Genomic DNA, 22,937 nt, shown 5'->3' on the forward strand with positions numbered 1-22,937 from the left:
GGTATGCAGGCGCCAGAAAATCTTGGCGGCCGGTACGAACTGCGCAGCGTCCTGGGCCGGGGCGGGATGTCGGAAGTGCACGACGGTTGGGACACCCGACTCGACCGGCCGGTCGCGATCAAGTTGCTGCACCCGGTGTTCCTCGCCGACCCGGTCAACCGCGCACGCTTCGACTGCGAGGCGCGGGCGGCCGCCGCGTTGAGCCATCCGCACATCGTGGCCGTGCACGACAGCGGTGAGCAGAACGGAACGCCCTACATCGTGATGGAGCGGCTGTCGGGGTACACCCTCGCCGACATGATCGCTCGCGGACCGCTTCCGCAGCCGCAGGTGCAGTCGATCCTCGACGACGCGCTGTCGGCCCTGGCCGCGGCCCACGCCGCAGGGATCGTGCACCGCGACATCAAACCGGCCAACATCCTGTTCACCGATTCTGGCCACACCAAGGTCGCCGACTTCGGCATCGCGAAGAGCGCCGCCACACCCGACACGATGACCGGCCAGATCATCGGCACGATGGCTTATCTCAGCCCGCAGCGCATCGCCGGGGCGCCCGCGACGGCGTGTGACGACCTCTACGCGCTCGGCGTGGTCGGCTACGAGGCGCTGACCGGCCGCCGGGCTTACCCTCAGGAGAACCTCGCCGAGCTGGCGCGCGCCGTCGCGGAGAGCACGCCGGTACCGGTCGGCGTGCTGCGCCCGGACGTGCAACCCGTGCTGGCCGCGGTCGTGGAGCGGGCGATGGCCCCGGACCCGGGATGGCGCTTCACCAGCGCGCAGGCGATGCGCGCGGCCCTGGCGGGTCGGTTCGAACCGCCCGCACCCACGGGGCATCGGCCGCCGACCAAGGTGCTGGCCGCGCCGCTGCCCGCGCCGACGACCATGGCAGTGCGCCCGCCCGCGCCCAGAAGCCGCACCCGCGTCCTGCTCGGGGTGGCCGCCGCTCTGGTCGCCGTGGTGATCGTCTTGGCGGCGATGATCGCCGAGTCGGCGTCGCGCCCGCCGCCGCCGACCCCGGCCAGCACCAGCACGACGGTGCCCACCACGCAGGCACCGTCGCTGCTGCCCCCGCCGCCGCCGCCGGCACCAGCGCCGGTCGAGCAGGGTCCGCCGGGGCACAGCCGCGAGAACGGGAAGGGGCCTAAGGAGCCAAAGAGGCCCAAGGGTCCGAAAGGGCCCAGGGGCTGACGGTGACGACGCCGGGGTGCCCGATCAGGCCTGAAAAGTGCCCCCACTAGGACTCGAACCTAGGACCTGCGGATTAAAAGTCCGTAGCTCTACCAACTGAGCTATAGGGGCGCGAGCAACAGGATACTGGTTACCCGACGGCCCTCTCGTTTGAGGATTGGGCTGCCGGTACCCTAAGCTATCGAGGCTCCCAACGACATGGCGTTGTGAGTACCCCGGAGAGATTCGGCTGGCCCCCTTCGTCTAGCGGCCTAGGACGCCGCCCTTTCAAGGCGGTAGCGCGGGTTCGAATCCCGTAGGGGGTACACGCGACGTACGTACGATGGGAGTCGCAGTAGTAAGGCCCTGTGGCGCAGTTGGTTAGCGCGCCGCCCTGTCACGGCGGAGGTCGCGGGTTCGAGTCCCGTCAGGGTCGCCAGAACGGCGGGCACGTCGGTTTATCGACGACCGGTGCCATCCGGCCAGGTAGCTCAGTTGGTACGAGCGTCCGCCTGAAAAGCGGAAGGTCGCCGGTTCGATCCCGGCCCTGGCCACCAGAATGAAAGCGTGACGACGGCCGATTTCCGCCAGCGATTGCTCGACGCCCTCGAAGAGTGCATCGCCGAAGAGGGCTACCCGAAGACCACCGTCGCCGACATCGTGCGACGGGCCAAGACCTCGCGGCGCACCTTCTACGAGCATTTCGAGAGCAGGGACGCCTGCTTCATCGCGCTGCTCACAGACGCCAACGCCGACCAGGTATTCAAGATCGCCGCCGCGGTCGACGCCGAAGCGCCGTGGCGTACCCAGGTGCGCCAGGCCATCGAGGCCTGGATCGCCTCCGGCGAATCGCGAGCGGCGCTGATGCTCAGTTGGATTCGCGACGTACCCGCCCTCGGCAGCGCCGCGCGCGGACTGCAACGCGAAGCGATGGAGAACTTCATCGCGATGGTGCACACCCTCGGCGACACCAATGAGTTCCGCGCCGCGGGCATCGGCCCGGTCTCACGCCAGCGCATCATCATGCTCTTGGGCGGACTGCGCGAACTGGTTGCCATCACGGTGGAGGAGGGCGGCCGCATGACCGATATCGCCGACGAGGCCGTCGAGGCCTCGATCGCACTTCTCGCCCCAGCCCAGCCGACAGACTGACGCGGTCTGTGCCTTGTCAACTTCGGTACCAGGGCGTACCTTATCGCTACCTGGGGGACTGCACGCGGAGGGCACAGTGAGCAAACAGCGGATCACGATCAGCGGTCGCACCGCGGTCATCACGGGCGCAGCGTCCGGGATCGGCCGCGCGCTGGCGCAACGCCTGTCCGCGCACGGCTGTCCGGTGGCCATCGCCGACATCGACGAGCACGGTCTGAAGGAGACCGAGGCGTCGTTGCGCGGGCCGACGCTGCTGCGGGTGCTCGACGTGCGGGATGCCGCCGCCCACCGTGACTTCGCCGATCAGGTTCGGCAATGGGCGCCGCAACCTATCGCGGCGGTGTTCAACAACGCCGGCGTCACGGTGGGGTCGACCGTGCTCGACGCGGTGCCCGAGGATGACCAGTGGCTCTGGGACATCAACTTCGGCGGCGTGGTCAACGGCACGCGGGCGTTCCTGCCGCTCCTCGTCGAGCAGGACGACGGGGTCATTGTCAACACGTCCAGCGTCTTCGGTCTGGTCGGCATGCCGGGCCAAAGCGCTTACTGTTCGGCGAAATTCGCGGTTCGCGGGTTCACCGAGTCGCTGCGCCAGGAGTTGCGGGGCACCGGGGTCAGCGCCGTCACCGTGCATCCGGGCGGCGTCGACACCAACATCGTGCGCAACGCCCGCTACCGCAAGGATCCCGATGGCCGGGGCCGCACCCAGGAAGAGATGGCGCAGGACTTCGCCGCGCACACCATGACCAAGCCCGACGAGGCGGCCGAGGTCATCCACCGCGGTGTGGAGGCAGGCAGGGCGCGGATTCTCATCGGGCCCGACGCCCGCATGTTCGATCTGCTCGGGCGGCTGGCGCCCACCCGCTACTACGACATACTCAAGCGCATCGAGTCCTACCAGCAGCGACGCACCGCCAAGTAGGGATCAGCGGGCCGTGGCCCGCGCGTGCTCGAACTGCGCGGGATCGTGCGCGCACACCAGCAGCAAATCCGGTTCGTTGCGACGGTAGAGTTCGGCCAAACGTGAATGGTTGTCCCGCAACCGCTTTCGATCGTAGGCCACCGCCTTCTCGAAGGTCATCAGCGCCCGCGGTCCTCGTGTGCTGCCGTCGACAGAGCCGCGGTGGAAGAACGCGTCACCGCAGTGCAGCAGCCAGCGGTTACCGGCGTCCACGGCGACGCAGGTGTGACCGCGGGTGTGTCCGGGCATCGAGACCAGCACGATGCCCGGTGAGATATCGGTCAGCGGTTTGGCCGCGGCGAATCCACGCCAGGCCTCGCCGTCGGGCTCGTGTTCCACGATCGTGGCGCCGTGGCTCCATTGCACCGGCCGAAAACGCATCCGCTCGGTGCGCGAGGGCCGGTGCATCGCCCCGAGCGCTTCGGCTGCGGTGCAATGGATCGCGGCGTCCGGGAAATCGGAGATACCACCGATATGGTCGATGTCGAAGTGGGTCAAGACGATGTGGCGCACGTCGTCGCGGGCGAACCCCAGTCGTTCAACCTGGCGCACGGCGCTTTCCGCGCGGTCGAACACCGGCCGGATGAGATGGCGTACCGGCCCGATGCGGCGAACCGGATCGTCGCAGTCGGCCAGCCCGTAACCCGCGTCGACGAGCACCAGCCCGTTGTCGGTCTCCACCAGCAGCACATGACACACCAATTCCGGTGTGCCGAGCGGATGCATGGTCCCGCAGTTGAGGTGATGAACTTTCACAGTTCGCCCGTGCCGACCAGGGAGAGCAGCTCGCCGCGTCCGATCTGGGTGACCAGGCTGGCAGAGTCGAAGTAGATGCGCTCGTTGACGATACGGTCACCGTCGAAAAAGAAGACCGCCGCGATCGGCACGCGGAACGCCTTACCGGTCGGCGGCAGTCCGTAGAACTCGCCGAGATTGGTTCCCAGCAGGTCGAACTCGACGATCACGGCGTCGTCGGCGACGTGGTAGCGCACGTTGTCGTGGCGCTGGTCGGGAAACGCGGTGCGGGTGGTCCGGTAGTAGCCCATGACCTCGTCGTCGCCGTCGAAAACCTGTCCGGTGGCCATGATTTCGTAATGCGGATGGCCCTTGAAGGTCGCCAGGGTCCGGTCGAACTCCTTGCTCACCTCGGTGTCCATGTGCTCGCGGATCACCTCGAGGCGACGCTGGCGCAGGTTGTCGGTCATGTTCGCACTGTACGACCGGCGCGGCGCTCAGGCAGGCGACTTGAGCTCCGCGGCCGCCAGCTGATGGCGGCGCTGGCGTTCCATCGTGGCGAAGTAGAAGGCGTAGGCAAAGACGCAGCTGGTGAACAGGCTCGAGACGAAGTACAGCCATGGATGACGGATCCCGCGCCGCCGCCCGTCGATGATCGTGAACAGCGGTAGCAGGATCACGTTGATGATCGTGTAGTCCGCGCTCGCCGAACTGGCCGCCGGGTTGGTGTAGCCCAGGGCGATGAACTCCTGCCAGCTGCCAGGGCCCCAGATGGGATTCGACGACGCCGTCGCATACTCGTTGACGAACTGGATGTTGTGGTACCAGAGCAACGGAATCGACGCGAGGCCCACTGCCCAGAAGACGATTTCGATTGCGGAGAACCGCGGTCCGACGGGGGGCCGACTGAAGATCTTGGGGTTGGCCGCGATGGTGAACCAGACGACCGCCACCCCGAGCACGGCGTGCACAAGAAGGGAAACCATGCCGGGGAGTCTCTCACCAAATCCCGAAGTTTTGTCAATATTGACATAAGTCCGGCTGGGGTAGCTTACCCAGATGGCCCGGGCTGCCCAGACCGCGCGCAGTGAGCGCACCCGCGAAGCGCTGCGGAAGGCCGCCCTGGTGCGGTTCCTCGCCCAAGGCGTCGAGGACACCTCCGCCGAGCAGATCGCCGAGGATGCCGGGGTGTCGCTGCGGACCTTCTACCGCCACTTCGCCTCCAAGCACGAGCTGCTGTTCGCCGACTATGACGCAGGGCTGCAGTGGTTTCGGGCCGCGCTGGCGGCACGCTCGCCCGATGAGCCGCTCATCGAATCCGTGCTCGCCGCGATCATGGCGTCGCCCTACGACGACTGGGCGGTGGTGCGCACGGCGGCGTTGCGTGCCCAAGAGCTCGACTCCGGACGCATCGTGCGGCACATGCGCCAGGTCGAGGCCGAGTTCGCCGACGCCATCGAGGAGCACCTCACCCGCGACGATGCGCCCGCCCCCGGCACCGACCAGCGCATGCACATCACCGTCACCGCCCGGTGTATCGCGGCCGCGGTGTTCGGGGCGATGGAGGTCTGGATGCTCGGCTACTCCGGCAGCGAGAACTCGCTGCCTGAGCTCGCGCGGCTGTGCCGGGAGGCGCTGGAAACGCTGTGGTCGGGCATCGGCGACACCCTCTGATCCAAAGTTTTGTCAATATTGACAAAACCCAGGCGGGCGTGCCAGCCTCAGCCAATGACGGACTTCGACGCAATTGTCATCGGCGCAGGTCACAACGGGTTGACGGCGGCAACACTGATGCAGAAGGCGGGCCGACGCACGCTGTGCCTGGATGCCAAGCTCTATGCCGGCGGGATGGCATCCACCGTCGAGTTGTTCGACGGGTTTTCCTTCGAGATCGCCGGCTCGGTGCAGATCCCGACCTCAGCCACGGTGAGCCGGCAACTGGGCCTGGACGAACTGCCGACCGTCGACCTCGATGTCATGTCGGTGTCGCTGCGCGGCGTCGGCGACGAACCGTTGGTCTACTACACCGACCCGATGAAGCTGATGACGCACATCAACGAGGTGCACGGCGCGGAAGCCGTCAATGGGATGGCCGGGCTGATGGCCTGGTGCCAGGCGCCGACGCGGGCGTTGGGCCGCTTCGACGCCGGCCAGCCGCCCAAGACGCTGGACGAAATGTACGCCTGTGCCACAAACGAATTCGAGCGATCGAGCATCACCGACCTGCTGTTCGCGTCGGTCACCGACGTGGTGGACCGCTACCTGCCCGACCGGGAGAAGCACGGCGCGTTGCGCGGCATGCTGTCGTTGTTGGCGTGCAACACCACCTACCGCGGACCTGCGACCCCCGGCACCGCCGCCGCGCTGGCGTACGGCTTCGCCGTGCCCGACGAGAACGCGCTGCTCGTGAAAAAGGTGCGCGGCGGCATCGGTGCGCTCACCCAGCATCTGTGCGACGTCTTCACCTCCGACGGCGGCGACTTGCGGTTGCGCAGCAAGGTCGAGGAGATCACCGTCGTCGACGGCCGGGTGCGCGGCGTGCGTCTTGAGGACGGCACGACCTTCACCGCGGCCGTCGTCGTGTCGGCCATCGCACCGGACTTCACCATCACCGAGATGATCGCGCCCGCGGCGGTTCCCGACGATGTGCGCCAACGGTTCTCCCGCGTCGACCACCGCGGCAGCTACCTGCAGATGCACTTCGCACTCGACGGCGTCCCGGAGTTCGCGGCGCCCTACGAACTGCTCAACGACCCGGCGATGCAGTCGAACATCGGCATCTTCAGCACGCCGGAGGAGTTGCAGCAGCAGTGGGAGGATTGCCGCCGCGGCATCGTGCCCGCCGACCCCTCCATCGCGCTGCAGATCCCGTCGGTCAACGACCCGGCACTGGCTCCCGAGGGTAAACACGCCGCCTCAGCGTTCTCGCTGTGGTTTCCCGTCGAGGACAGCCAGTCCAGCTATGGCGACATGAAGGTGGAGATGGGCCGGCGCGTCATCGAGAAGGTCACCCGGTTGGCTCCGAACTTCGAAGACCTGATCATCCGGCACACCACCTTCACCCCCAAGCACATGGGCACGATGTTCGGTGCTCCCGGCGGCGACTACTGTCACGGGCTGATCCACCCCGATCAGATGGGTCCCAACCGGCCCGGCCCGAAAGGCTATGTGGACCAACCGATTCCCATCGACGGGCTTTACCTGGGCAGCGCCGGATGCCACGGCGGGCCCGGTATCACGTTCATTCCCGGCTACAACGCGGCCCAGGCGGCGCTGGCCGACGCGGGCTGACCCGCGCGGCGGCGGCCGTTTCGGATTCGCCCCGGCGGGGAACGCCTTCCGGCATGGCGCTGACGGTGGCCGTCACCGGACCGACGGGGGACATCGGGCTCTCGGCGGTCGAGGCGCTGGAAGCCCACCCCGATGTCGAGCGGATCGTCGGGATGGCGCGGCGCCCGTTCGACCCCGCGGCACACGGCTGGACCAAGACCCGCTATCAGCAGGGCGACATCCTGGACCGCGGCGCCGTCGACGCGCTGGTCGCAGACGCCGACGTCGTCATCCACCTGGCGTTCATCATCATGGGCTCGCGGTCACAGAGTGCCCAGGTCAACATCGAGGGCACCCGCAACGTGTTCGAGGCCACCATCGCGGCGCAGCGGCCGCGACGGCTGGTGTACACCTCGTCGGTCGCCGCCTACGGCTATCACTCCGACAACCCGGTCCCCATCACCGAGGACGTACCGCCGCGCGGTTCGCCCGAGCATTACTACTCCGAGCAGAAGGCCGCGTGCGAAGCCCTGCTGGCCGAGGTCACCGCCGGATCCGATCTCGAGGTCTATGTGCTCAGGCCCTGCATCGTCGCGGGCCCGAAGGCCCCCGCGCTGGCCGAGGCGATGCCGTGGAACCAGTTACCCGGCCCGGTCAAACGGATCTCGCAGGCGCTGCCGTTGCTGAAGCCGCCATTTCCCGACCCGGGAACACCCTTGCAGCTGGTTCACCACGACGATGTCGCGAGCGCAATCGCGCTGGCCGCCACCACCTCTGCGCCGCCGGGCGCCTACAACATCGCAGGCGACGGGGTGTTGTCCGTCTCGCAGATGGCCGCAGCGCTGGGCGCCCGGCCGGTGCGGGTGCCCCACGTCGCCGCGTCGACGGCGTCGGGGGTGATCGCCCGGTTGCCGTTCGTGCCGTCTGCGCTGGAGTGGCTGCACGTCGGCCGTACGTCGGTGGTGATGGACACCTCCAAGGCGAAATCCCAGCTGGGCTGGACGCCCAAACACACTGCCGCCGAAACATTGTCGGCGCTGTCGGCCTCGCTCTAGCTCTCGGTGTCCTCGGCGGGCCCGCTGGGGGTGGCGCCGCCTTCATCGGACCAGTCGGACCGATCCTCAGAACCCTTCGCGGGATCGCTGAGCACGTCGTCGTCGGCGTCCGCCGGGCCCTTGTTGGATTCCACGGTGTCGGGGCTGTCCTTCTTCATGCCCGCGGAGTACCCAAAGTCAGCGCCCGCGACTCTGCAGCCGCTTCATCCAGTCTTTGGGCACCCTGCCGCGCGGTCCGGGGACGGGTTGTTCGGCTGGGTGGCAATCGGGTGGAGCAAGCCGCGGGCCGTCGTAGTAGTCGTCCGTGGCGTAGCTCCAGAACCAGTCCTCGCCGGGTTCGAAAGACCGAATGACCGGATGGCCGGTGTCGCGCCAATGCGCGGTGGCGTGTTGGCCCAGCGAGTCGTCACAGCAGCCGATGTGACCGCAGGCCGCGCAGCGGCGTAGATGCACCCACCAGCCGCCCACGGCGTCACACTCGACGCAGCCCGTACCGCTCGGCAGAACAGTGGGATCGACGTCCATGGTCGCAAACTAACCGATCGCCCGCCGTTGCGCCGCGCATCAGCGCGCCATCGTCGAGTTCGGTGCGCTCCAGTCGGTGGAGACAAAGCGATGGCGAATCAACCAGTCCCCGTCGACGGGTACGAACTCGTCACGGTAGCGGCCGAAATGGTCGAGCCCGACCTCGGTGAAAACGGTGAAGTAGCATGCAACCCGCACCTGTTGCCGCGTCACTTCGGTGAAGCGGATGTTCGCCGCGTTGTGCCGCACGATGCGCTTCATGCTGGAAGCCTCGGCCGCCGCTTTGGGGACGGCGACGGCGCCGCCGAGGAAGTCGACGATGGCGCGCCGGCCGCGCACCGGCTTCGCGCCCCGCAACTCCAGCTCGCCGTCCTCGCAGAACGCCGCCGCGAGGTCGTCGAGCCGCATCGCGTCGCCGGACCAGTTGTACCGGGCAAGCGTGTCTCTGATCCGCTCGCGCGCCACCAATTCCCACATCTCCATGCCCCGACCGTAAGCGGTCCAAAGCCGCCCGGTGGCCCAGCGGCGCGATTATCGTCACGCCATGGCTACCAGCGATTCCCGTGAGATCGTGATCGAGGCGAGTCCCGAGGAGATTCTCGACGTCATCGCCGACGTCGAAGCGACGTCGACCTGGTCCTCGCAGCATCAAGGCGCCGAGGTTATGGAGTCCTACGACGACGGCAGGCCGCGTCGGGTGAAGATGAAGGTCAAGTCGGCGGGCATCGCCGACGAACAGGTGGTCGAGTACACCTGGACCGATACCAGCGCCAGCTGGACGCTGATCTCGGCGGGACAGTTGAAGGCCCAGGACGCCAAGTACACGCTGACCCCCGACGGCGACAAGACCAAGGTCCGGTTCGACATCAGCATCGACCTGGCGGTGCCGCTACCCGGGTTCGTCCTCAAACGCGCCATCAAGGGCGCCATGGAGACGGCCACCGACGGGCTGCGCAAGCAGGTTCTCAAGGTAAAGAAGGGCGGCTGAAGTCGAGAAATACGGCGCGAAGTGGTTTGGCCGCTTCTAGGCTCGCTAAGTGGAGTTGACCTGGCCGCTGGTCGGCCGCACGAAGCAGATGCTCGCCATCGAGGCGGCCATCTCGGCGCCGGACGTCTCGGGTGTACTCATCTGCGGACCGGAGGGCGCAGGGAAAAGCCGGATCGCCCGCGAGGCGTTGTCGGCCGCTGCCTCACACGGATATGAGACGCGCTGGACCGGCGGTGCGGCGTCGGCACGGGCGATACCGCTCGGTGCCTTCACGGCGTGGGCTCCGTCGGATGTCGCCGACACCTTCGCGCTGCTGCGTGGGGTGATCGAGTCGCTGACCGCCACATCGGACAGCGCCCCGGTGGTTCTGGGCGTCGACGACGTGTACCTGCTCGATGACCTGTCGACCTTTGTCGTGCATCAGATCGTGCAGCGCGACGCGGCGAAAGTGATTTTCACAGTTCGAGACGGGGAATCGATTCCTCCTGGGATTCAGGAGATATGGACGAAGAACCGGTTCGACCGGATTGATCTGGAACAACTGACGCTCGACGAAACGACCGCGTTGTTGGCGACGACGCTGGCGGGACCGGTGGATCCCGACTCCGCACAACGACTGTGGCAGCTGACCCGCGGCAATGTGTTGTATCTGAAGAACATCGTCGAGCAGGAAGTGGCGGGCGGTCGGCTCGTCCGGGAGAACGAGCGCTGGCGCTGGACCGGTGATCCTGTCATGCCTCCGGGACTGGTCGAACTGCTCGAGTCCCGCATCGGAGCCCTTCCCGCTGCGGTCAGCGACGTCATCGACATCCTCGCTGTCGGGGAACCCCTCGAACTCGCTGCGTTGGCGCGGATCACCGATGCTGTCGCCGTCGAAGATGCCGAAACCCGAGGCCTTGTCACGCTCGAGGTCGCAGGCGACGGCATCGAAGCGCGGCTGGCGCATCCGTTGTACGGCGAGGTGCGCCGCGGGCGGGCGCCTCTGAGCCGGCTGCGACGGTTACGCGGACTTGTCGCAACGGAACTCGCCGCCTCAACCGATCCTGACGACATCCGAGGCGTCGTGCGCCGTGCGACGTTGAGCCTCGAATCCGACCTCGCTCCGGACACGACGCTGCTGGTGAAAGCGGCGTACGGCGCCGTGTGGTTGGGAGAATTGGCCTTGGCGGATCGGCTTGCGGAGGCTGCGATCAAGGAAGGGGCGGGTGCTGAGCCCAATTTTGTTCGCGCGCATGCCTTGTCATGGTTGGGCCGCGGCGAGGACGCAGAGTCGGTGCTTGCCGGAATACGCGCCGATCAGCTCACTGGCCGCGACCGCGCCAAACTGGCGTTCCTGAGGTGCTCGAACACATTGTGGGCGTTGGGCGATCCCGCACGGGCCAAGGAGTTGATCGATGAGGCCGTTGGCAGCTCACTTGCAGATGGGCGCGCCTATATCGACGCCTTTGTCACGGTCTACTGGTTTGCGATGGATCAGCCGGACAAGGCGATCGAGGTATCCAAACAGCTTGCGCTGGAGGATATCCCCGTTGTCGGTGCCGAGGTGTCGTGGGTCCTGACGCAGATCTCAGCCGACGCGGGTCGTGCCGACGAGGCAGTTTCGACTGCTGAAGCGGGCCATGCCGTCGCCGCCCGGACGCTGGATGCTCCGCACATGAGGTTCAACATCGCCGATGCGGAAGTCAGCGCGTTGATGCTGGCCGGTGACGTGGGCCGGGCGCGCGAGGTGGCCGAGCGCGCCCGGCAGCAGGCGGCTGATCTGCCTGGGGCCGCGCAACTGCTCGGTGCTGCCATCGCCGGTCGGGCGGCGCTCGGTGCGGGGGATCTGGCGAGCGCTTGTTCGTTGCTGGAGTACGCGGTCGCAGGACTGTCCGTATCGCATCCTCGTGGTTGGGGTTACCGCTACCGCATTCCTCTGGCGATCGCGCTGGCGATGCGCGGATCGACGGCGGAGGCGGCAGCCGCGCTTGCCGCGGTGGACAATGTGTCACGCCGGTTTCGGCCGCTGGACTTCGAGCGGACTCTCGCGCGGGCGTGGGTGGCCGCCGGCCAGGGCGCTGTCAGCGAAGCCATCGCCGACATGTTGGCAGCAGCCGAACGATGTTCGGCGAAGGGACAGTTCGGCGCCGAGGTGCATTGTCTGCAGACCGCGGTGCAGTTCGGGGACCGCACCGGTGCCGCGCGGTTGCATCAGCTCGAGTCGATGGTCGATGGTCCGAGAGCGGCTCTGGCGGCACGGTTCGCCGCGGCCTTGGGCGACGGCGATGCGGCTCAACTGGCCTCACTGTCAGGGGAGTTTGAACGCATGGGTGACCACGTCGCCGCGGTTGACGCGGCTGCCCATGCCACGCTGGCGTACCGACGGCAGGACAAACGCGGGTCGGCACTGGGATCCTCGGCGCGAGCGGAATCACTCGCGGCTCAATACGGCATCAGAACCCCGGCGCTTCGCCAGGCCTCAGAAGCGCTGCCGCTGACTGATCGGGAAGCGGAGATCGTGATGCTTGTCGGTGAGGGGCTGCCCAATCGGGCGATCGCCGAACGGCTGACGCTGTCCGTTCGCACGGTCGAGAGCCATATCTACCGGGCCATGATGAAGACCGGGACGGCCAGCCGCGACGAACTGGCCACCCTCCTGCCGCGTCGCAATCTCGACGAGCGCTAGACAATCCGCAGCACTGTCACCTCGGGGACGCCGTCGATGAACGTGGTGATCAGGGCCTCGCTACCGTCGGCGCTCAGTTCGGCCGTAGGCGGTAGGCCCGCGCTGCCCCCGGTGAATGTGAGGGTGGTGCCGACCTGCCTGCCGGTGATGGTGTTGATCGCCGCCACCCGATAGGTGGATGTGAAGTCGTTCTCAAGCGTCCAGGTCACGATCACCGCCCTGGTGCCGTCCGGGGTCGATACTTCCGAGATCGGCGACCCGGCCACGGTGAGGGCCAGGTTGATCGGCCTACCGGTCCTCGTGTCAAGAACCGTGAGTCGGGTGGCTTGGCCGCCACCGAACAGTCTGTAGACGACGGTCTTGACCAATACGCGGGTGCCGTCGGCGGTGAATACCGGTTCTCGCCACACCCCGCCGGAGAGGGTGGTGCGCACGGCGCTGCCGGCAGCCGTATCCAAAACCGCCACTTGAGTTTTGAGGTCCGGCGTGTTGGTCGACGTGATCGTCGCAACGACAACCCGGCTGCCATCGTCGCTCATTTGCATATAGCCGTAGCCGCTGAACGTCAGCGTAGTGCCGACTTGATTGCCGGTGGCGGTGTTGATCACCGCCACCGAAGTGGTGTTGGCGGTGCTGGTGACGTGGCTCGTGGAGAACACGGCGCGGCTTCCGTCGGGGCTTATCAGAGCCGCGCCCAGTGACTGGTGACCGGTCAGTTCCAGGCCGGCGCCGATTTGGGCGCCGGTGGTGCTGTCGATCACGATGACCCGCAGCGTATTCGTGCTTGTTCGGCCATCGTAAAAGTTGATGCTGAGCAGAACATGGTCTGCGTTGGCGGTAACCGGAAGAATGAGGGATAGGTCGCCGGTGTATGTGACGGTGGTTCCCTTCTGGGAGCCGGTCGCGAGATCGATGACCGCTATGCGGTTGGTGTGGACCCCGGTGTTCTCGTCTATGGTTACACCGCCCAGTAGAGCGCGGCTACCGTCAGGGCTCAACTCAACGGAGGTGAGCCTGTCGGTCAGCGTGATCGTGGGGCCCGCCTGGGTCCCGTTGGCCAGATCGATCATTACGCCCCGGGTCGCATCGGCGTCGTAGGTCACGATCAAAGCCCGGGTGCCGTCGTTGGTCACGACTGTGCCCGCCTGAGAGCCCGGCAAGGTGATCGTGGTGCCGATCTGGTCGCCGGTGACGAGGTTGACCACGGCGGCCCATGTGGTTTCGCTGCCGTCCTCGTCGATGGCATACGAGGTGATGACGGCGTGGGTGCCGTCGGTGTTCGCGAAGGTGCCTGACAGTGTGCCGGGCAAGGAGACGTCGATGGGGGGCCCACCCGGCTCGGCGCTGAGCGGTGCGACGGGCACGGTGACGGTAACGGTTGCGGTGGCTTCGCCGTCGCTGGCGTTGACGACGAATGTGGCGGAATCCCGGCCCGGGGTTTGCGTGGCCTGTTCTCGTGCCGCTTGGGTGGGGGTGTACGTGTAGGCGCCGGTCGGAGTGATGGTGACGGTACCGCTGGTGGGTTGAGTCACGCTGTACGACAGGGGGTCTCCGTCGGGGTCGGTGAAGTTCAGTGCTCCGCTGACCGCGCCTGTGGTGGTGTCGGGCGTGCCGACGGTAGGTGTGTCGGCCCTGGGTGCGGTGTTGCCCTGGTGGGCCAGGACGCGCACGGTGCGGTCGGCGGCGTCGGTGACGTAGACGGTGCCGTCGGCGCCGACGGCGACAACGTGCGCACCGATGCGGTCGGTGTCGATCGCTTCGGTGCCGACGACGGCGTAGGCGGCGGTGTCGATCACCGAGATGGTGTCGTTCGTGTTGGTGACGTAGGCAAATCGGCCGTCGGGGCTCAACGCCACCGAGCTGGGCGAGGGCCCAACCGAAACATGGTTCACCCCAGCGGCGTTGGGGTTGACGTCGACAACGGTGTCGGTAGCGGTGTCGATCACCGAAACCGTGTTGCTGCCCTGGTTGACGACAAACAACTTGCCGTCGGCGCCGAGTGCCACGCTGGACGGTTGCTTTCCGACGGCGACGGTCTTGGTGACGCTGAAGTTCGTCGTGTTGATCACCGACACCGAGTTGCTGCCGCGGTTGGCGACATAGACCCTGCCGTCGGGGCCGGCCGCCAGCGCGCTCGGTGAGGAGCCCACCGAAATCGACTGCACTCCGCGCGCGTTCGGGTTGGTGTCGACCAGGCTGTTGGTGGTGGTGTCGATCACCGACACGCTCTTGCCGGCGCGGTTGGCCACGTACAGCCGACCGTCGGAACCGAAGGCCAGCGCGCTTGGCGCGATTCCGACCCTGATGTCCATCGACAAGACGCTCGGGTTGGCGTCGACACGCACGTAGGTGGTGGTGTCGATCACCGACACCGTGCCGCTGCCGGTGTTGGCCACATACAACCGCGTGTTATCGGGGCTCAGCGCCAAGGCGCTCGGTGCGGACCCCACCCGGATGTCCATCGACGATGACGAGTTCGGGGCAGCGTCGATCCGTTGGCCGGTTGCGGTGTCGATGACCGACACGGTGCCGCTGCCGGTGTTGGCCACGAACATCCGACCATCCGTGCTGATCACCACGCCGGTGGGGTTGACACCGACCGGTATCGACGGCTTGTTCACAAACCGAGGTGCCGCGGTCGCGGTGATCACCGCCGAATCGACGGCGCTTACGCCGTTGGCCGACGGGCCGAAGGGGCGTGGCCGGGCACCGAGGGCCAGCAGCGCCAGTTCGAACGGCGAGTTCGCCGGTGTCAGCGGATCCTCGGGTGCCTGCGGAGCCCCGCCCACCCGGGCCAACGCGGCCAGCACAACCGCGCCCAACGTGTTGGGAGGTTGGGTCGGCTCCGTGGCGGGGGTCGAGATCTTCTGCGTCTCAACCTCGACGGGCGCTGCGGCAAGCGTGGTCGTCTCGAATGTCACGGGGTTCTTCTCGACAACGGCCGGGGCCGGGTCGTCTGCGGCGGCGGTGTCCGGCTGGGGTGGCGAGATCTCCTGCCACGAACGTTGCGCCCGTCGCACCACCGCGGTCGCGTCAGCGTCCTCGCCCTGTGAACCCGCCACCTCGAGCCTCCTCTCCTGCCAGGCCGATCGACCTGCCGGTTCCTTTGTCACCGTGGCTGATTCGTCAGTGACGTCGTTGAGCGCCGCGCCCTTGCGGCCCGGCTTCGAGGTGTGTGCACCACCGGTGGCGATGACCAGTCCCCGCGGCATCCGCCGCACCAACTCGCCCATCGGCGTCGAGGTGTGATGTTCGACGGGTTCGGCCGAACTTTCGGCGTCGGCGTCGGTGGTTGCGGTCTGTTCGTTGTCCGTGGTTGTCGTGGTGGTGCTGGCAGAGCCGTCTTGGGCAGCCGCGGTGTCGTCGGTCCGGCCGGTGTCCGTCGCGCTGGTAGCCGTCTCACCCGAAGTGGTGGACCCGGAATCGTCGGCCCACGCCGCCGCGGGGCCGGCCAGCGACACCGCCGCGCCCACCCCGAGCGCCACCGCCAAACCGCCGACACGTCCGATGACACGTGATGCCTTCATGACAACCTCCCCAGTTCGCGCCTGTGGGAGATCGTGGCGGTACGCAGACGCGACGGCCTCAGTAGTGCACCACTGCAATTACGCGGGCTTCGGCTGCGACCACGTAGGCGGGTCCGGCGAGAGACCGGTTTCGGCCAACACCTCGGCCCAGGCGATGTGCCCTTCGAAGCCGAGTGACTCGGCCGTCACGCGATAACGCTCGCGCAGACGCGCATACGTCTCGGCGTCACTGGTAGCCCGAGCCAGCAGCGTATGCAGTCGCAGCAGCCAGATGTCCCGCATCGCTGCACCGTCTCCGGCGGGTGCCGCGGCCAACCGTTCGATCAGCGCCTGCGCCTCGGCCACGTCGCCGTCGGCGTCGCGGCCGAGCAGGGTTTCGGTCAGCACCGCTGTTGCCGCGACCGTCCACACCAGCAGCCGTCCCTCGCGGAAGAGATGGTCGACGGCGGCGCGAAGGAGCGGTATCGCCTCGTCGGGGTTTCCGCGCCGGGCCGCCTCACGCGCCAGATAGACGTTGACGATCGGTAACTCGCCCAGGTTGTGTCCCCGCCGCTCGAAGATGTCGCTGATCTCGGTCAAAAGCCTCTGGCCGCGGGCAGTTCGTGAGCGGCCTGCAGGTGCTCGGCGATCAGCGAGGCGTTCTCCTCCACCGAGTCCGGGTCGCGGTCTTGTATCGCGGCGGCCAGGCGCCGGTGCCATTCAGAGCGATCCGATTTCAGCTGCGATTCGTAGGCCACCGCCCGGATCAACGGGTGGCGGAAGGCGTATTCCGCGTGCGGAGTGAACCGCACCTGATCGATCAACTCCGCGCTCAGCAGTTCGTCGACCACCGGGTCGATCCCCAACGCCGTGAGCAACTCCGCCTCGAAGCGCGCACCGATGACGGCCGCCGCGTTCAAGGTCCGCTTGGCAGCGGTGTCGAGCCGGTCGATGCGTGCCTCGATGGCCGATTGGACTGTCGGAGGCACCGCGACGTGGGCGGCGTCCGCGCGACAAACGTACTTTCCCGATTCGCCGGCCAGTACGCCGCGCTGGCCCAACTCACGCACCATCTCCTCGGCGAAGAACGGATTGCCCGCGACCCGCTCGGCGATGACCCTCGCCAGGTCAGCGACCGAAACGTCCGACCCGAGCAGCTCTTCGAGCAGCGCGACGGTATCCGAATCAGTAAGGGGGGCAAGCGCTATCGTCTGCGCTCCAGGCACTTGGGTCAGCGTTCCGCGATATTCGGGCCGGGCGGTGATCAGCACCATCGCGGGTGACCGCGGAATGACGGTCAGGAAGTCGGCGAGCATCGACTCGCTGACCGCATCCATCCAGTGGGCGTCTTCGATGATGTAGAGCGTCGGTTCGGTGGTCGTCAGCGACGCGGTGTTGATCAGGGCGGTCAGCCGGCGTCGCCGCGCGTCCGGGTCGATCGGGGGCAGCGGCACTTCGCGGTCGGCGATGCCGAGCAGGTCGTCGAGCAGCAGCAGATCCTGCGGGTCGGCGTCGGGTAACCGGATCCGAAGCTGCGCGCGGGCGGCTTCACCGTCGAGGCCGGACACCCCGCTGCTGGCGCGCAACAGCCGCGCCACGGCATAGAACGGAATATCGCTGGCGTGGGATTCGCAGAACGCCCAGAACACCTGCACGCCGCGGCTTGCCGCGAGCGCTGCGGTCTCGCGGGCCACTCGGCTCTTACCGATACCGGGCGGTCCCGCGACGTTGACCACGCCGCGCCCGTCGATGGTGCAGCCCAGAAGCGCGCCCAGAGCCGCCAACTCCCAGCGGCGACCGACCAGATCGACTTCGTCGCGGCCGACCAGGCCGTCGCGCAAGCTGATCTCCAACAGCCGGCGTGTCTGCACCGGTTCGTCGGCGCCCTTGATGTGCACGAATTCCGGTTCGGCAAGCACCACCAGGTGTTCGACCAGGCGGGCGGTGGAATCCGACAGCATCACCCCGCCCGCTGGCGCCACCGATTCCATCCGCTGCGCAAATCCGACCGGTTCGCCGATCGCTGCGTACCGCGGCGCCCCGGAACCGCCAAGCGCGCCGGCGATCACCCGACCCGAGTTGAGGCCGACCCGCAGCCGCAGCGCCACGCCGTCACGGCGTTGCACTTCATTCGCCAACCGCTTCGCCTCTTCCTGGATCCCCAGCGCCGCCAAACATGCACGAAACGCATGGTCTTCCAAGGCAACTGGTGCGCCGAAGATCGCCATCACGCCATCACCGGTGTACTCGACGCTGCCGCCGCCGTAGCGCTGCACCACCGCGGCAGAGCGCTGCACCAGCTCGGCCATGATTTCGCGTAACCGCTCCACGTCCAGTGCAGCCGCGATATCCATGGACCGCACCACGTCGGCGAACAACACCGTCACTTGCTTGTACTTCGCCGCATCAGCCGAAACCGTGGCCGCGGAACCGCATTCGTCACAGAACTTGGCGCTCTGCCTGAGTTCGGTCCCGCATGATCTGCATGCCACATCCGTCGTCATCGGGCCTCACGTCGCTCGAGCCATTGCGATATGGCCTTCGTAGCCAAGTGATTCCGCCGTCGCGCGGTAGCGGCTCGCCAAGTCGCGGTAGGCGTCATGGTCACCGAGTTTTCGCGCCAACAAGGTGCGCAGCCGCAACAGCGTGATCTCTAGTATCGCCCATCGTTGATCGGCCTGCGCGTTCGTCAACCGGTCGATCGTCTCTTTGGCTTCGGTCAGGTCCCGCTCGGAGCTACGCTCCAGCAGGGTCTCCACCAGAAGGCCGCTGCCGAGAACGTCCCATCCGAACCGGCCTGCCCGGTGCAGTTCGTCCGCGGCTTGGCGCATTACCGGTATTGCGGCATCGCGGTCGCCGCGCCTGGCCCTTTCCCGGGCTGTTAACACCTTGGCGACCGGGACCAGCGAGGGCACACGCTGAGGCATCAACACATCGTGGGCGTGCGTCATCATCGCCAGCCCGCGACGACGGTCGGCCTCGGCGTCCCGATACAGCAGCACGGCGCCCAGGTTGAACTGGGCTCCGCTCAGTGCGCCGTCGTTGCCGGCCGCATCAGCGATCTGCACCGTCTCCTCGACCGTGCGTTTCGTGGAGTCGTCGGCCCGAAGGACGCCGTAAGGTATCGCCAGACCGTAGGTCCAGGCGACGACGAAGCCGAAGGTTGTGGGGTCGCTGTTTCGGCCCATCGCGAGAGCGTCGTTCAGGTCCTGCCGCCATCCGGGACGCCCCAGCCACCATCGGCTGAGGCCGCGAAATGCCACCGCGATCGCCAACGGTGATCCCATACCAAAGCCCGCCCCTTTGGCGGCGTCGCCGGCAGCCAAGTCGATGATGGTCTGCGACCACCGCAAGATCTCGGCGAATCTGCCGACGTTGAACCAGTTGACGAACGCGACGAACGACAACCCGATGGTCAAGGTCGGATCGCCGATCGACTCGAGCAGCGCCATCTGTTCGGATGCCAGCTGCGACCCCTCACCCGGGCGCCCCGCGTACAGCAGCTCACCGGCCCGCCCAGTCATGGCGATGGCCAGCGAAACCTTGTCCCCGGCTGCGCTGCACAACTCGCACATCTCCGCGAAGCGACCCTGGCTTTCCTCGACCGCTGGGGCTGCCCAGTCGGTGGCACACAACATCGTCCGCGGGGCGATGCGCATCGAAAATCCTTCGGGGCCGTCGTCGGGCAGTGCGTCGGCGATGCGACGTGCGCGTTCCCAGCTGACCCGGGCCGCGCTGACGTCGCGGGTGGCCGATGACGTGGCTGCTCGCATGTGCCAGCCGTAGGCGGTGCGTAGGTCGCCGGCGGCCTGCAGATGTTCGGCGATCAGCGCCGCGTTGTCTTCCACCGAATCCGGCTCGGATTCTTGGATTGCGGTGGCCAGCCGCCGATGCCATTCGGCGCGATCCGATTTCAACTGGGATTCGTAGGCCACCGTCCGGATCAACGGATGGCGGAAGGCGAACTCGGCGTCGGCGGTGAACCGCACCTGATCGATCAGTTCGGCGCCGAGAAGTTCGTCGAACAGGGCATCGACGCCCAGCGCAGCAACCAGCCGCTGTTCGAAGCGAGTGCCGATCACCGACGCCGCGTAGAGGGTCTGTTTAGCCGGGACGCTGAGCCGGTCGATGCGGGCCTCGATGGCGGCCTGCACGGTGGCGGGCACGGTCAGCTCACCGATATCCGCTCCACAGACGTAACCGTCGCGCCCAGGGGTGAGCGCCCCGCGCTGGATCAACTCACGCACCATCTCCTCGGCGAAGAAGGGATTGCCTGCCGCCCGCTCGGTGATGATGGTCGCCAGCTCGCTGACCGAAACATCTGACCCGAGCAGCTCTTCGAGCAGCACGGCGGTATCCGAATCAGTGAGGGGGGCAAGCGCTATCGTCTGCGCTCCAGGCACTTGGGTCAGTGTTCCGCGATATTCTGGCCGGGCGGTGATCAGCACCATCGACGAGGTGCGCGCAATGACGCTCAGGAAATCGGCCAGCATCGACTCGCTGACCGCATCCATCCAATGCGCGTCCTCGATGATGTAAAGCGTCGGTTCGGTGTCCGTCAGCGACGCGGTGTTGATCAGGGCGGTCAGCCGGCGCCGCCGCGCGTCCGGGTCGATCGAAGGTAGCGGCACTTCGCGGTCGGCGATGCCGAGCAGGTCGTCGAGCAGCAGCAGATCCTGCGGGTCGGCGCCGGGCAACCGGATCCGAAGCTGCCTGCGGGCGGCTTCGTCGTCGAGTCCGGTGACACCGGTGCTCTCGCGCAGCAGGCGGGCCACGGCATAGAAGGGAATGTCGCTGGCGTGTGATTCGCAGAACGTCCAGAACACCCGTACCCCGCGACTCGCCGCACGTGCTACGGTCTCGCGCGCCACCCGGCTCTTACCGATACCTGCGGGTCCCACCACATTGACCACACCGCCGCGGCCGTCGACAGTGCAGCCCAGCAGGGCGTCCAGGACCGCCAACTCCCAGCGGCGGCCGACGAAACCCACTTCGGCGCGACCGACCGGACCGGCCCGCACACTGATCTCCAGAAGCCGGCGCGCCCGCACCGGTTCGTCGGTCCCTTTGATGTGCACGAATTCCGGTTCGGCAAGGACCACAAGATGTTCGACCAGCCGGGCGGTCGATTCCGACAGCAGCACTGCGCCCGGCGGTGCCACCGATTCCATCCGCTGCGCGAAACCGACCGATTCACCGGTCGCGGCGTATCCCAACGATCCCGAGCCGATCTCACCGGCGATCACCCGCCCGGAGTTCAGGCCGACCCGCAACTGCAGCGCGACACCATCGCGGGCGTGCACTTCGGCCGCCAGCCGGCTCGCCTCTTCCTGAATGGCCAGCGCGGCGACGCATGCGCGAAAAGCGTGGTCTTCCAATGCGATCGGGGCGCCGAACATCGCCATCACGCCGTCGCCGGTGTATTCCACGCTGCCGCCGTAATGATGCACCACCGTTGCCGATCGCTCGACCAGGTCGGTCATCACCTCGCGCAACCGTTCGAGGTCCAGCACCGCGGCGATGCCCATCGATCGCACGACGTCGGCGAAGAGCACCGTCACCTGTTTGTATTCCGCCGGATCGGTAGACGTCGCGACCTGTGACCCGCACCGGTGGCAGAACCGGGCGCCTGCGTGAGGCGCGGCTCCACAAGACCGGCAAACCTGTGTTGTCGGTGCCAAGGTGTTCTCCGCGGACGCGGTGGCCTCAACTGGCTGGGTTATCGGCCCAGCGTAGGACCTCGGCACCGGCGAAGTGACATCTTTGGCGTTACGTTGCTTCGGTGAACAGCGGACCCCTGGCCGGGGTGAAGGTCATCGAGCTCGCCGGAATCGGCCCCGGTCCGCACGCGGGGATGGTGCTGGCGGATCTGGGGGCCGACGTGGTGCGGGTGCGTCGACCCGGCGGGCTGCAGATGCCTGCGGAGAACGTCGACCTGCTGCACCGGGGCAAGCGCGTCGTCGACCTGGATGTGAAGCAGGACCCGGGGGCGTTGCTGAGCCTCGCCGCCAAGGCCGACGTGCTGATCGACGCGTTTCGGCCGGGCACCTGCGAGCGGCTCGGCATCGGGCCCGACGAGTGCGCAGCCGTCAACCCGCGGCTGATCTTCGCCCGCATCACCGGGTGGGGCCAGCACGGACCGCTGGCCCACACCGCCGGGCACGACATCAACTACCTGTCGCAGACCGGGGCGTTGTCGGCCATCGGGTTTCGGGACCGGCCGCCCGTCGCGCCGCTCAACCTGGTCGCCGACTTCGGTGGCGGATCGATGTTCGTGCTGCTCGGCATCGTGTCCGCGTTGTATGAACGGGAACGCTCCGGCGTGGGGCAGGTGATCGACGCCGCCATGGTCGACGGCGTTGCGATCCTCGCGCAGATCGCGTGGACGATGAAATCCACCGGCGCGCTGCGCGACGAACGCGAGTCGTTTCTGCTCGACGGCGGGGCACCGTTCTACCGCACCTATGAGACCGCCGACGGTAAGTACATGGCGGTCGGTGCGATCGAGCCGCAGTTCTTCGCGCAACTGCTCGACGGTCTGGGCCTGACGGCCGAGGAGGTGCCCAACCAGCTGGACGCCACGGCGTTTCCCAAAATGCACAACCTGTTCGCCGAACGCTTTGCGAGCAAAACCCGTGCCGAGTGGGCCCAAATCTTCGCCGGCACCGACGCCTGCGTCACGCCGGTGCTCACCTGGACCGAAGCCGCGCAGAACGAACATCTGCGCGCCCGGTCAACGATGGTGGCTGCCAACGGCGTCGACCAGGCAGCGCCCGCACCGCGGTTCTCGCGCACCCCGGCCCCTGCGATCGGTGCGCCGCCGCAGGCGACCACGCCGATCGATGAGATCGGTTGGTAGCGTCAATTAGCTGTCAAACCCGCGACACAAGCGCGACGGGTTAGCTACGATCTG

The 22,937-nt window shown here is 67.2% G+C and carries 19 protein-coding genes and 4 tRNA genes; 12 read left to right on the forward strand and 11 right to left on the reverse strand.

Annotation, left to right across the window (positions count from 1 at the left end; translation table 11 throughout):
• The first annotated feature begins 3 nt into the window (after nt 1-3).
• Nucleotides 4-1,188: a serine/threonine-protein kinase gene (locus K3U96_RS04095; RefSeq protein WP_220692155.1), complete on the forward strand. Its 1,185-nt coding sequence runs from the start codon at nt 4-6 to the stop codon at nt 1,186-1,188.
• 38 nt (nt 1,189-1,226) lie between these two features.
• Here the strand turns inward: K3U96_RS04095 and K3U96_RS04100 are convergent.
• Nucleotides 1,227-1,299, reverse strand: a tRNA-Lys gene (locus tag K3U96_RS04100).
• A 121-nt stretch (nt 1,300-1,420) separates the two neighbouring features.
• On the opposite strand from K3U96_RS04100, the gene K3U96_RS04105 reads away from it, so the two are divergent.
• From K3U96_RS04105 to K3U96_RS04125, 5 genes are all read left to right on the forward strand, one after another.
• Nucleotides 1,421-1,493: transfer RNA gene (locus tag K3U96_RS04105), tRNA-Glu, on the forward strand.
• Nucleotides 1,494-1,529: 36 nt separating this feature from the next.
• A tRNA-Asp gene (locus K3U96_RS04110) sits at nt 1,530-1,606 on the forward strand.
• A gap of 41 nt (nt 1,607-1,647) precedes the next feature.
• Nucleotides 1,648-1,724: transfer RNA gene (locus K3U96_RS04115), tRNA-Phe, on the forward strand.
• 10 nt (nt 1,725-1,734) lie between these two features.
• Entirely contained in the window at nt 1,735-2,319 is a 585-nt protein-coding gene (locus tag K3U96_RS04120; RefSeq protein ID WP_069404308.1) for a TetR/AcrR family transcriptional regulator, read from the forward strand.
• A 76-nt stretch (nt 2,320-2,395) separates the two neighbouring features.
• On the forward strand, nt 2,396-3,241 hold the full coding sequence (locus tag K3U96_RS04125; protein WP_220692156.1) for an SDR family NAD(P)-dependent oxidoreductase: 846 nt from the start codon (nt 2,396-2,398) through the stop codon (nt 3,239-3,241).
• Nucleotides 3,242-3,244: 3 nt separating this feature from the next.
• On the opposite strand, the gene K3U96_RS04130 is transcribed toward K3U96_RS04125, so the two are convergent.
• Genes K3U96_RS04130 through K3U96_RS04140 form a run of 3 tightly spaced genes read right to left on the reverse strand, consistent with a single transcriptional unit; the run spans nt 3,245 to nt 5,001 of the window.
• On the reverse strand, nt 3,245-4,036 hold the full coding sequence (locus K3U96_RS04130) for an MBL fold metallo-hydrolase (RefSeq protein ID WP_069404301.1): 792 nt from the start codon (nt 4,034-4,036) through the stop codon (nt 3,245-3,247).
• Nucleotides 4,033-4,485 carry an ester cyclase gene (locus tag K3U96_RS04135; RefSeq protein ID WP_220692157.1) on the reverse strand — a complete coding sequence of 151 codons (453 nt, stop codon included), beginning with the start codon at nt 4,483-4,485 and terminating at the stop codon, nt 4,033-4,035. The genes K3U96_RS04130 and K3U96_RS04135 overlap by 4 nt, the downstream gene beginning before the upstream one ends.
• 27 nt (nt 4,486-4,512) lie before the next feature.
• Complete coding sequence (locus K3U96_RS04140) at nt 4,513-5,001, reverse strand: DUF2834 domain-containing protein (protein ID WP_220692158.1); 489 nt, start codon at nt 4,999-5,001, stop codon at nt 4,513-4,515.
• 73 nt (nt 5,002-5,074) lie between these two features.
• On the opposite strand from K3U96_RS04140, the gene K3U96_RS04145 reads away from it, so the two are divergent.
• The 3 genes from K3U96_RS04145 to K3U96_RS04155 are packed head-to-tail and all read left to right on the forward strand — an operon-like array spanning nt 5,075 to nt 8,340.
• Complete coding sequence (locus K3U96_RS04145; protein ID WP_069404298.1) at nt 5,075-5,689, forward strand: TetR/AcrR family transcriptional regulator; 615 nt, start codon at nt 5,075-5,077, stop codon at nt 5,687-5,689.
• Between the two features lie 54 nt (nt 5,690-5,743).
• On the forward strand, nt 5,744-7,306 hold the full coding sequence (locus K3U96_RS04150; RefSeq protein WP_220692159.1) for a phytoene desaturase family protein: 1,563 nt from the start codon (nt 5,744-5,746) through the stop codon (nt 7,304-7,306).
• 53 nt (nt 7,307-7,359) lie between these two features.
• Nucleotides 7,360-8,340, forward strand: a complete 981-nt coding sequence (locus K3U96_RS04155) for an NAD-dependent epimerase/dehydratase family protein (protein WP_220692160.1) — start codon at nt 7,360-7,362, stop codon at nt 8,338-8,340.
• Here the strand turns inward: K3U96_RS04155 and K3U96_RS04160 are convergent.
• From K3U96_RS04160 to K3U96_RS04170, 3 genes are read right to left on the reverse strand one after another with little or no spacing between them, the layout of a single operon-like run.
• Nucleotides 8,337-8,498: a hypothetical protein gene (locus K3U96_RS04160; protein WP_164890149.1), complete on the reverse strand. Its 162-nt coding sequence runs from the start codon at nt 8,496-8,498 to the stop codon at nt 8,337-8,339. The two genes, K3U96_RS04155 and K3U96_RS04160, sit on opposite strands and share 4 nt — an antisense overlap.
• A gap of 19 nt (nt 8,499-8,517) precedes the next feature.
• The gene (locus K3U96_RS04165) at nt 8,518-8,865 is read right to left on the reverse strand and encodes a UBP-type zinc finger domain-containing protein (RefSeq protein ID WP_069404295.1); all 348 of its coding nucleotides are present in this window, start codon (nt 8,863-8,865) and stop codon (nt 8,518-8,520) included.
• 39 nt (nt 8,866-8,904) lie between these two features.
• Entirely contained in the window at nt 8,905-9,348 is a 444-nt protein-coding gene (locus K3U96_RS04170; protein WP_069404294.1) for a nuclear transport factor 2 family protein, read from the reverse strand.
• A 61-nt stretch (nt 9,349-9,409) separates the two neighbouring features.
• Here K3U96_RS04170 and K3U96_RS04175 point away from each other — a divergent pair, with 61 nt between their 5' ends.
• Nucleotides 9,410-9,853, forward strand: coding sequence for an SRPBCC family protein (locus tag K3U96_RS04175; RefSeq protein ID WP_220692161.1), 444 nt, complete (start codon nt 9,410-9,412; stop codon nt 9,851-9,853).
• Nucleotides 9,854-9,941: 88 nt separating this feature from the next.
• Complete coding sequence (locus tag K3U96_RS04180) at nt 9,942-12,518, forward strand: helix-turn-helix transcriptional regulator (protein WP_220693388.1); 2,577 nt, start codon at nt 9,942-9,944, stop codon at nt 12,516-12,518.
• On the opposite strand, the gene K3U96_RS04185 is transcribed toward K3U96_RS04180, so the two are convergent.
• The 4 genes from K3U96_RS04185 to K3U96_RS04200 all read right to left on the reverse strand — a co-directional run bounded on the left by K3U96_RS04185 (nt 12,515) and on the right by K3U96_RS04200 (nt 21,705).
• Nucleotides 12,515-16,045, reverse strand: coding sequence for a cadherin-like domain-containing protein (locus K3U96_RS04185; protein WP_220692162.1), 3,531 nt, complete (start codon nt 16,043-16,045; stop codon nt 12,515-12,517). The genes K3U96_RS04180 and K3U96_RS04185 overlap by 4 nt on opposite strands.
• A 78-nt stretch (nt 16,046-16,123) precedes the next feature.
• The gene (locus K3U96_RS27200; protein WP_220692163.1) at nt 16,124-16,624 is read right to left on the reverse strand and encodes a hypothetical protein; all 501 of its coding nucleotides are present in this window, start codon (nt 16,622-16,624) and stop codon (nt 16,124-16,126) included.
• On the reverse strand, nt 16,621-18,528 hold the full coding sequence (locus K3U96_RS04195) for an AAA family ATPase (RefSeq protein ID WP_220692164.1): 1,908 nt from the start codon (nt 18,526-18,528) through the stop codon (nt 16,621-16,623). The genes K3U96_RS27200 and K3U96_RS04195 overlap by 4 nt, the downstream gene beginning before the upstream one ends.
• A 6-nt stretch (nt 18,529-18,534) precedes the next feature.
• Complete coding sequence (locus K3U96_RS04200; RefSeq protein ID WP_220692165.1) at nt 18,535-21,705, reverse strand: ATP-binding protein; 3,171 nt, start codon at nt 21,703-21,705, stop codon at nt 18,535-18,537.
• A 101-nt stretch (nt 21,706-21,806) separates the two neighbouring features.
• Here K3U96_RS04200 and K3U96_RS04205 point away from each other — a divergent pair, with 101 nt between their 5' ends.
• Nucleotides 21,807-22,883 carry a CaiB/BaiF CoA transferase family protein gene (locus K3U96_RS04205; protein WP_220692166.1) on the forward strand — a complete coding sequence of 359 codons (1,077 nt, stop codon included), beginning with the start codon at nt 21,807-21,809 and terminating at the stop codon, nt 22,881-22,883.
• Nucleotides 22,884-22,937 lie beyond the last annotated feature (54 nt).

The sequence above is a fragment of the Mycolicibacterium holsaticum DSM 44478 = JCM 12374 genome (genome assembly GCF_019645835.1).
Lineage (GTDB): Bacteria > Actinomycetota > Actinomycetes > Mycobacteriales > Mycobacteriaceae > Mycobacterium > Mycobacterium holsaticum.

Bases quoted from the DNA above. Each gene is read 5' to 3' on its own strand.
- K3U96_RS04160 (WP_164890149.1), bottom strand. From the start codon at position 8,498: ATGAAGAAGGACAGCCCCGACACCGTGGAATCCAACAAGGGCCCGGCG.
- K3U96_RS04095 (WP_220692155.1), top strand. From the start codon at position 4: ATGCAGGCGCCAGAAAATCTTGGCGGCCGGTACGAACTGCGCAGCGTC.
- K3U96_RS04135 (WP_220692157.1), bottom strand. From the start codon at position 4,485: ATGACCGACAACCTGCGCCAGCGTCGCCTCGAGGTGATCCGCGAGCAC.
- K3U96_RS04150 (WP_220692159.1), top strand. From the start codon at position 5,744: ATGACGGACTTCGACGCAATTGTCATCGGCGCAGGTCACAACGGGTTG.
- K3U96_RS04140 (WP_220692158.1), bottom strand. From the start codon at position 5,001: ATGGTTTCCCTTCTTGTGCACGCCGTGCTCGGGGTGGCGGTCGTCTGG.
- K3U96_RS04145 (WP_069404298.1), top strand. From the start codon at position 5,075: ATGGCCCGGGCTGCCCAGACCGCGCGCAGTGAGCGCACCCGCGAAGCG.
- K3U96_RS04165 (WP_069404295.1), bottom strand. From the start codon at position 8,865: ATGGACGTCGATCCCACTGTTCTGCCGAGCGGTACGGGCTGCGTCGAG.
- K3U96_RS04175 (WP_220692161.1), top strand. From the start codon at position 9,410: ATGGCTACCAGCGATTCCCGTGAGATCGTGATCGAGGCGAGTCCCGAG.
- K3U96_RS04185 (WP_220692162.1), bottom strand. From the start codon at position 16,045: ATGAAGGCATCACGTGTCATCGGACGTGTCGGCGGTTTGGCGGTGGCG.
- K3U96_RS04180 (WP_220693388.1), top strand. From the start codon at position 9,942: ATGCTCGCCATCGAGGCGGCCATCTCGGCGCCGGACGTCTCGGGTGTA.
- K3U96_RS04195 (WP_220692164.1), bottom strand. From the start codon at position 18,528: ATGACGACGGATGTGGCATGCAGATCATGCGGGACCGAACTCAGGCAG.
- K3U96_RS04170 (WP_069404294.1), bottom strand. From the start codon at position 9,348: ATGGAGATGTGGGAATTGGTGGCGCGCGAGCGGATCAGAGACACGCTT.
- K3U96_RS04155 (WP_220692160.1), top strand. From the start codon at position 7,360: ATGGCGCTGACGGTGGCCGTCACCGGACCGACGGGGGACATCGGGCTC.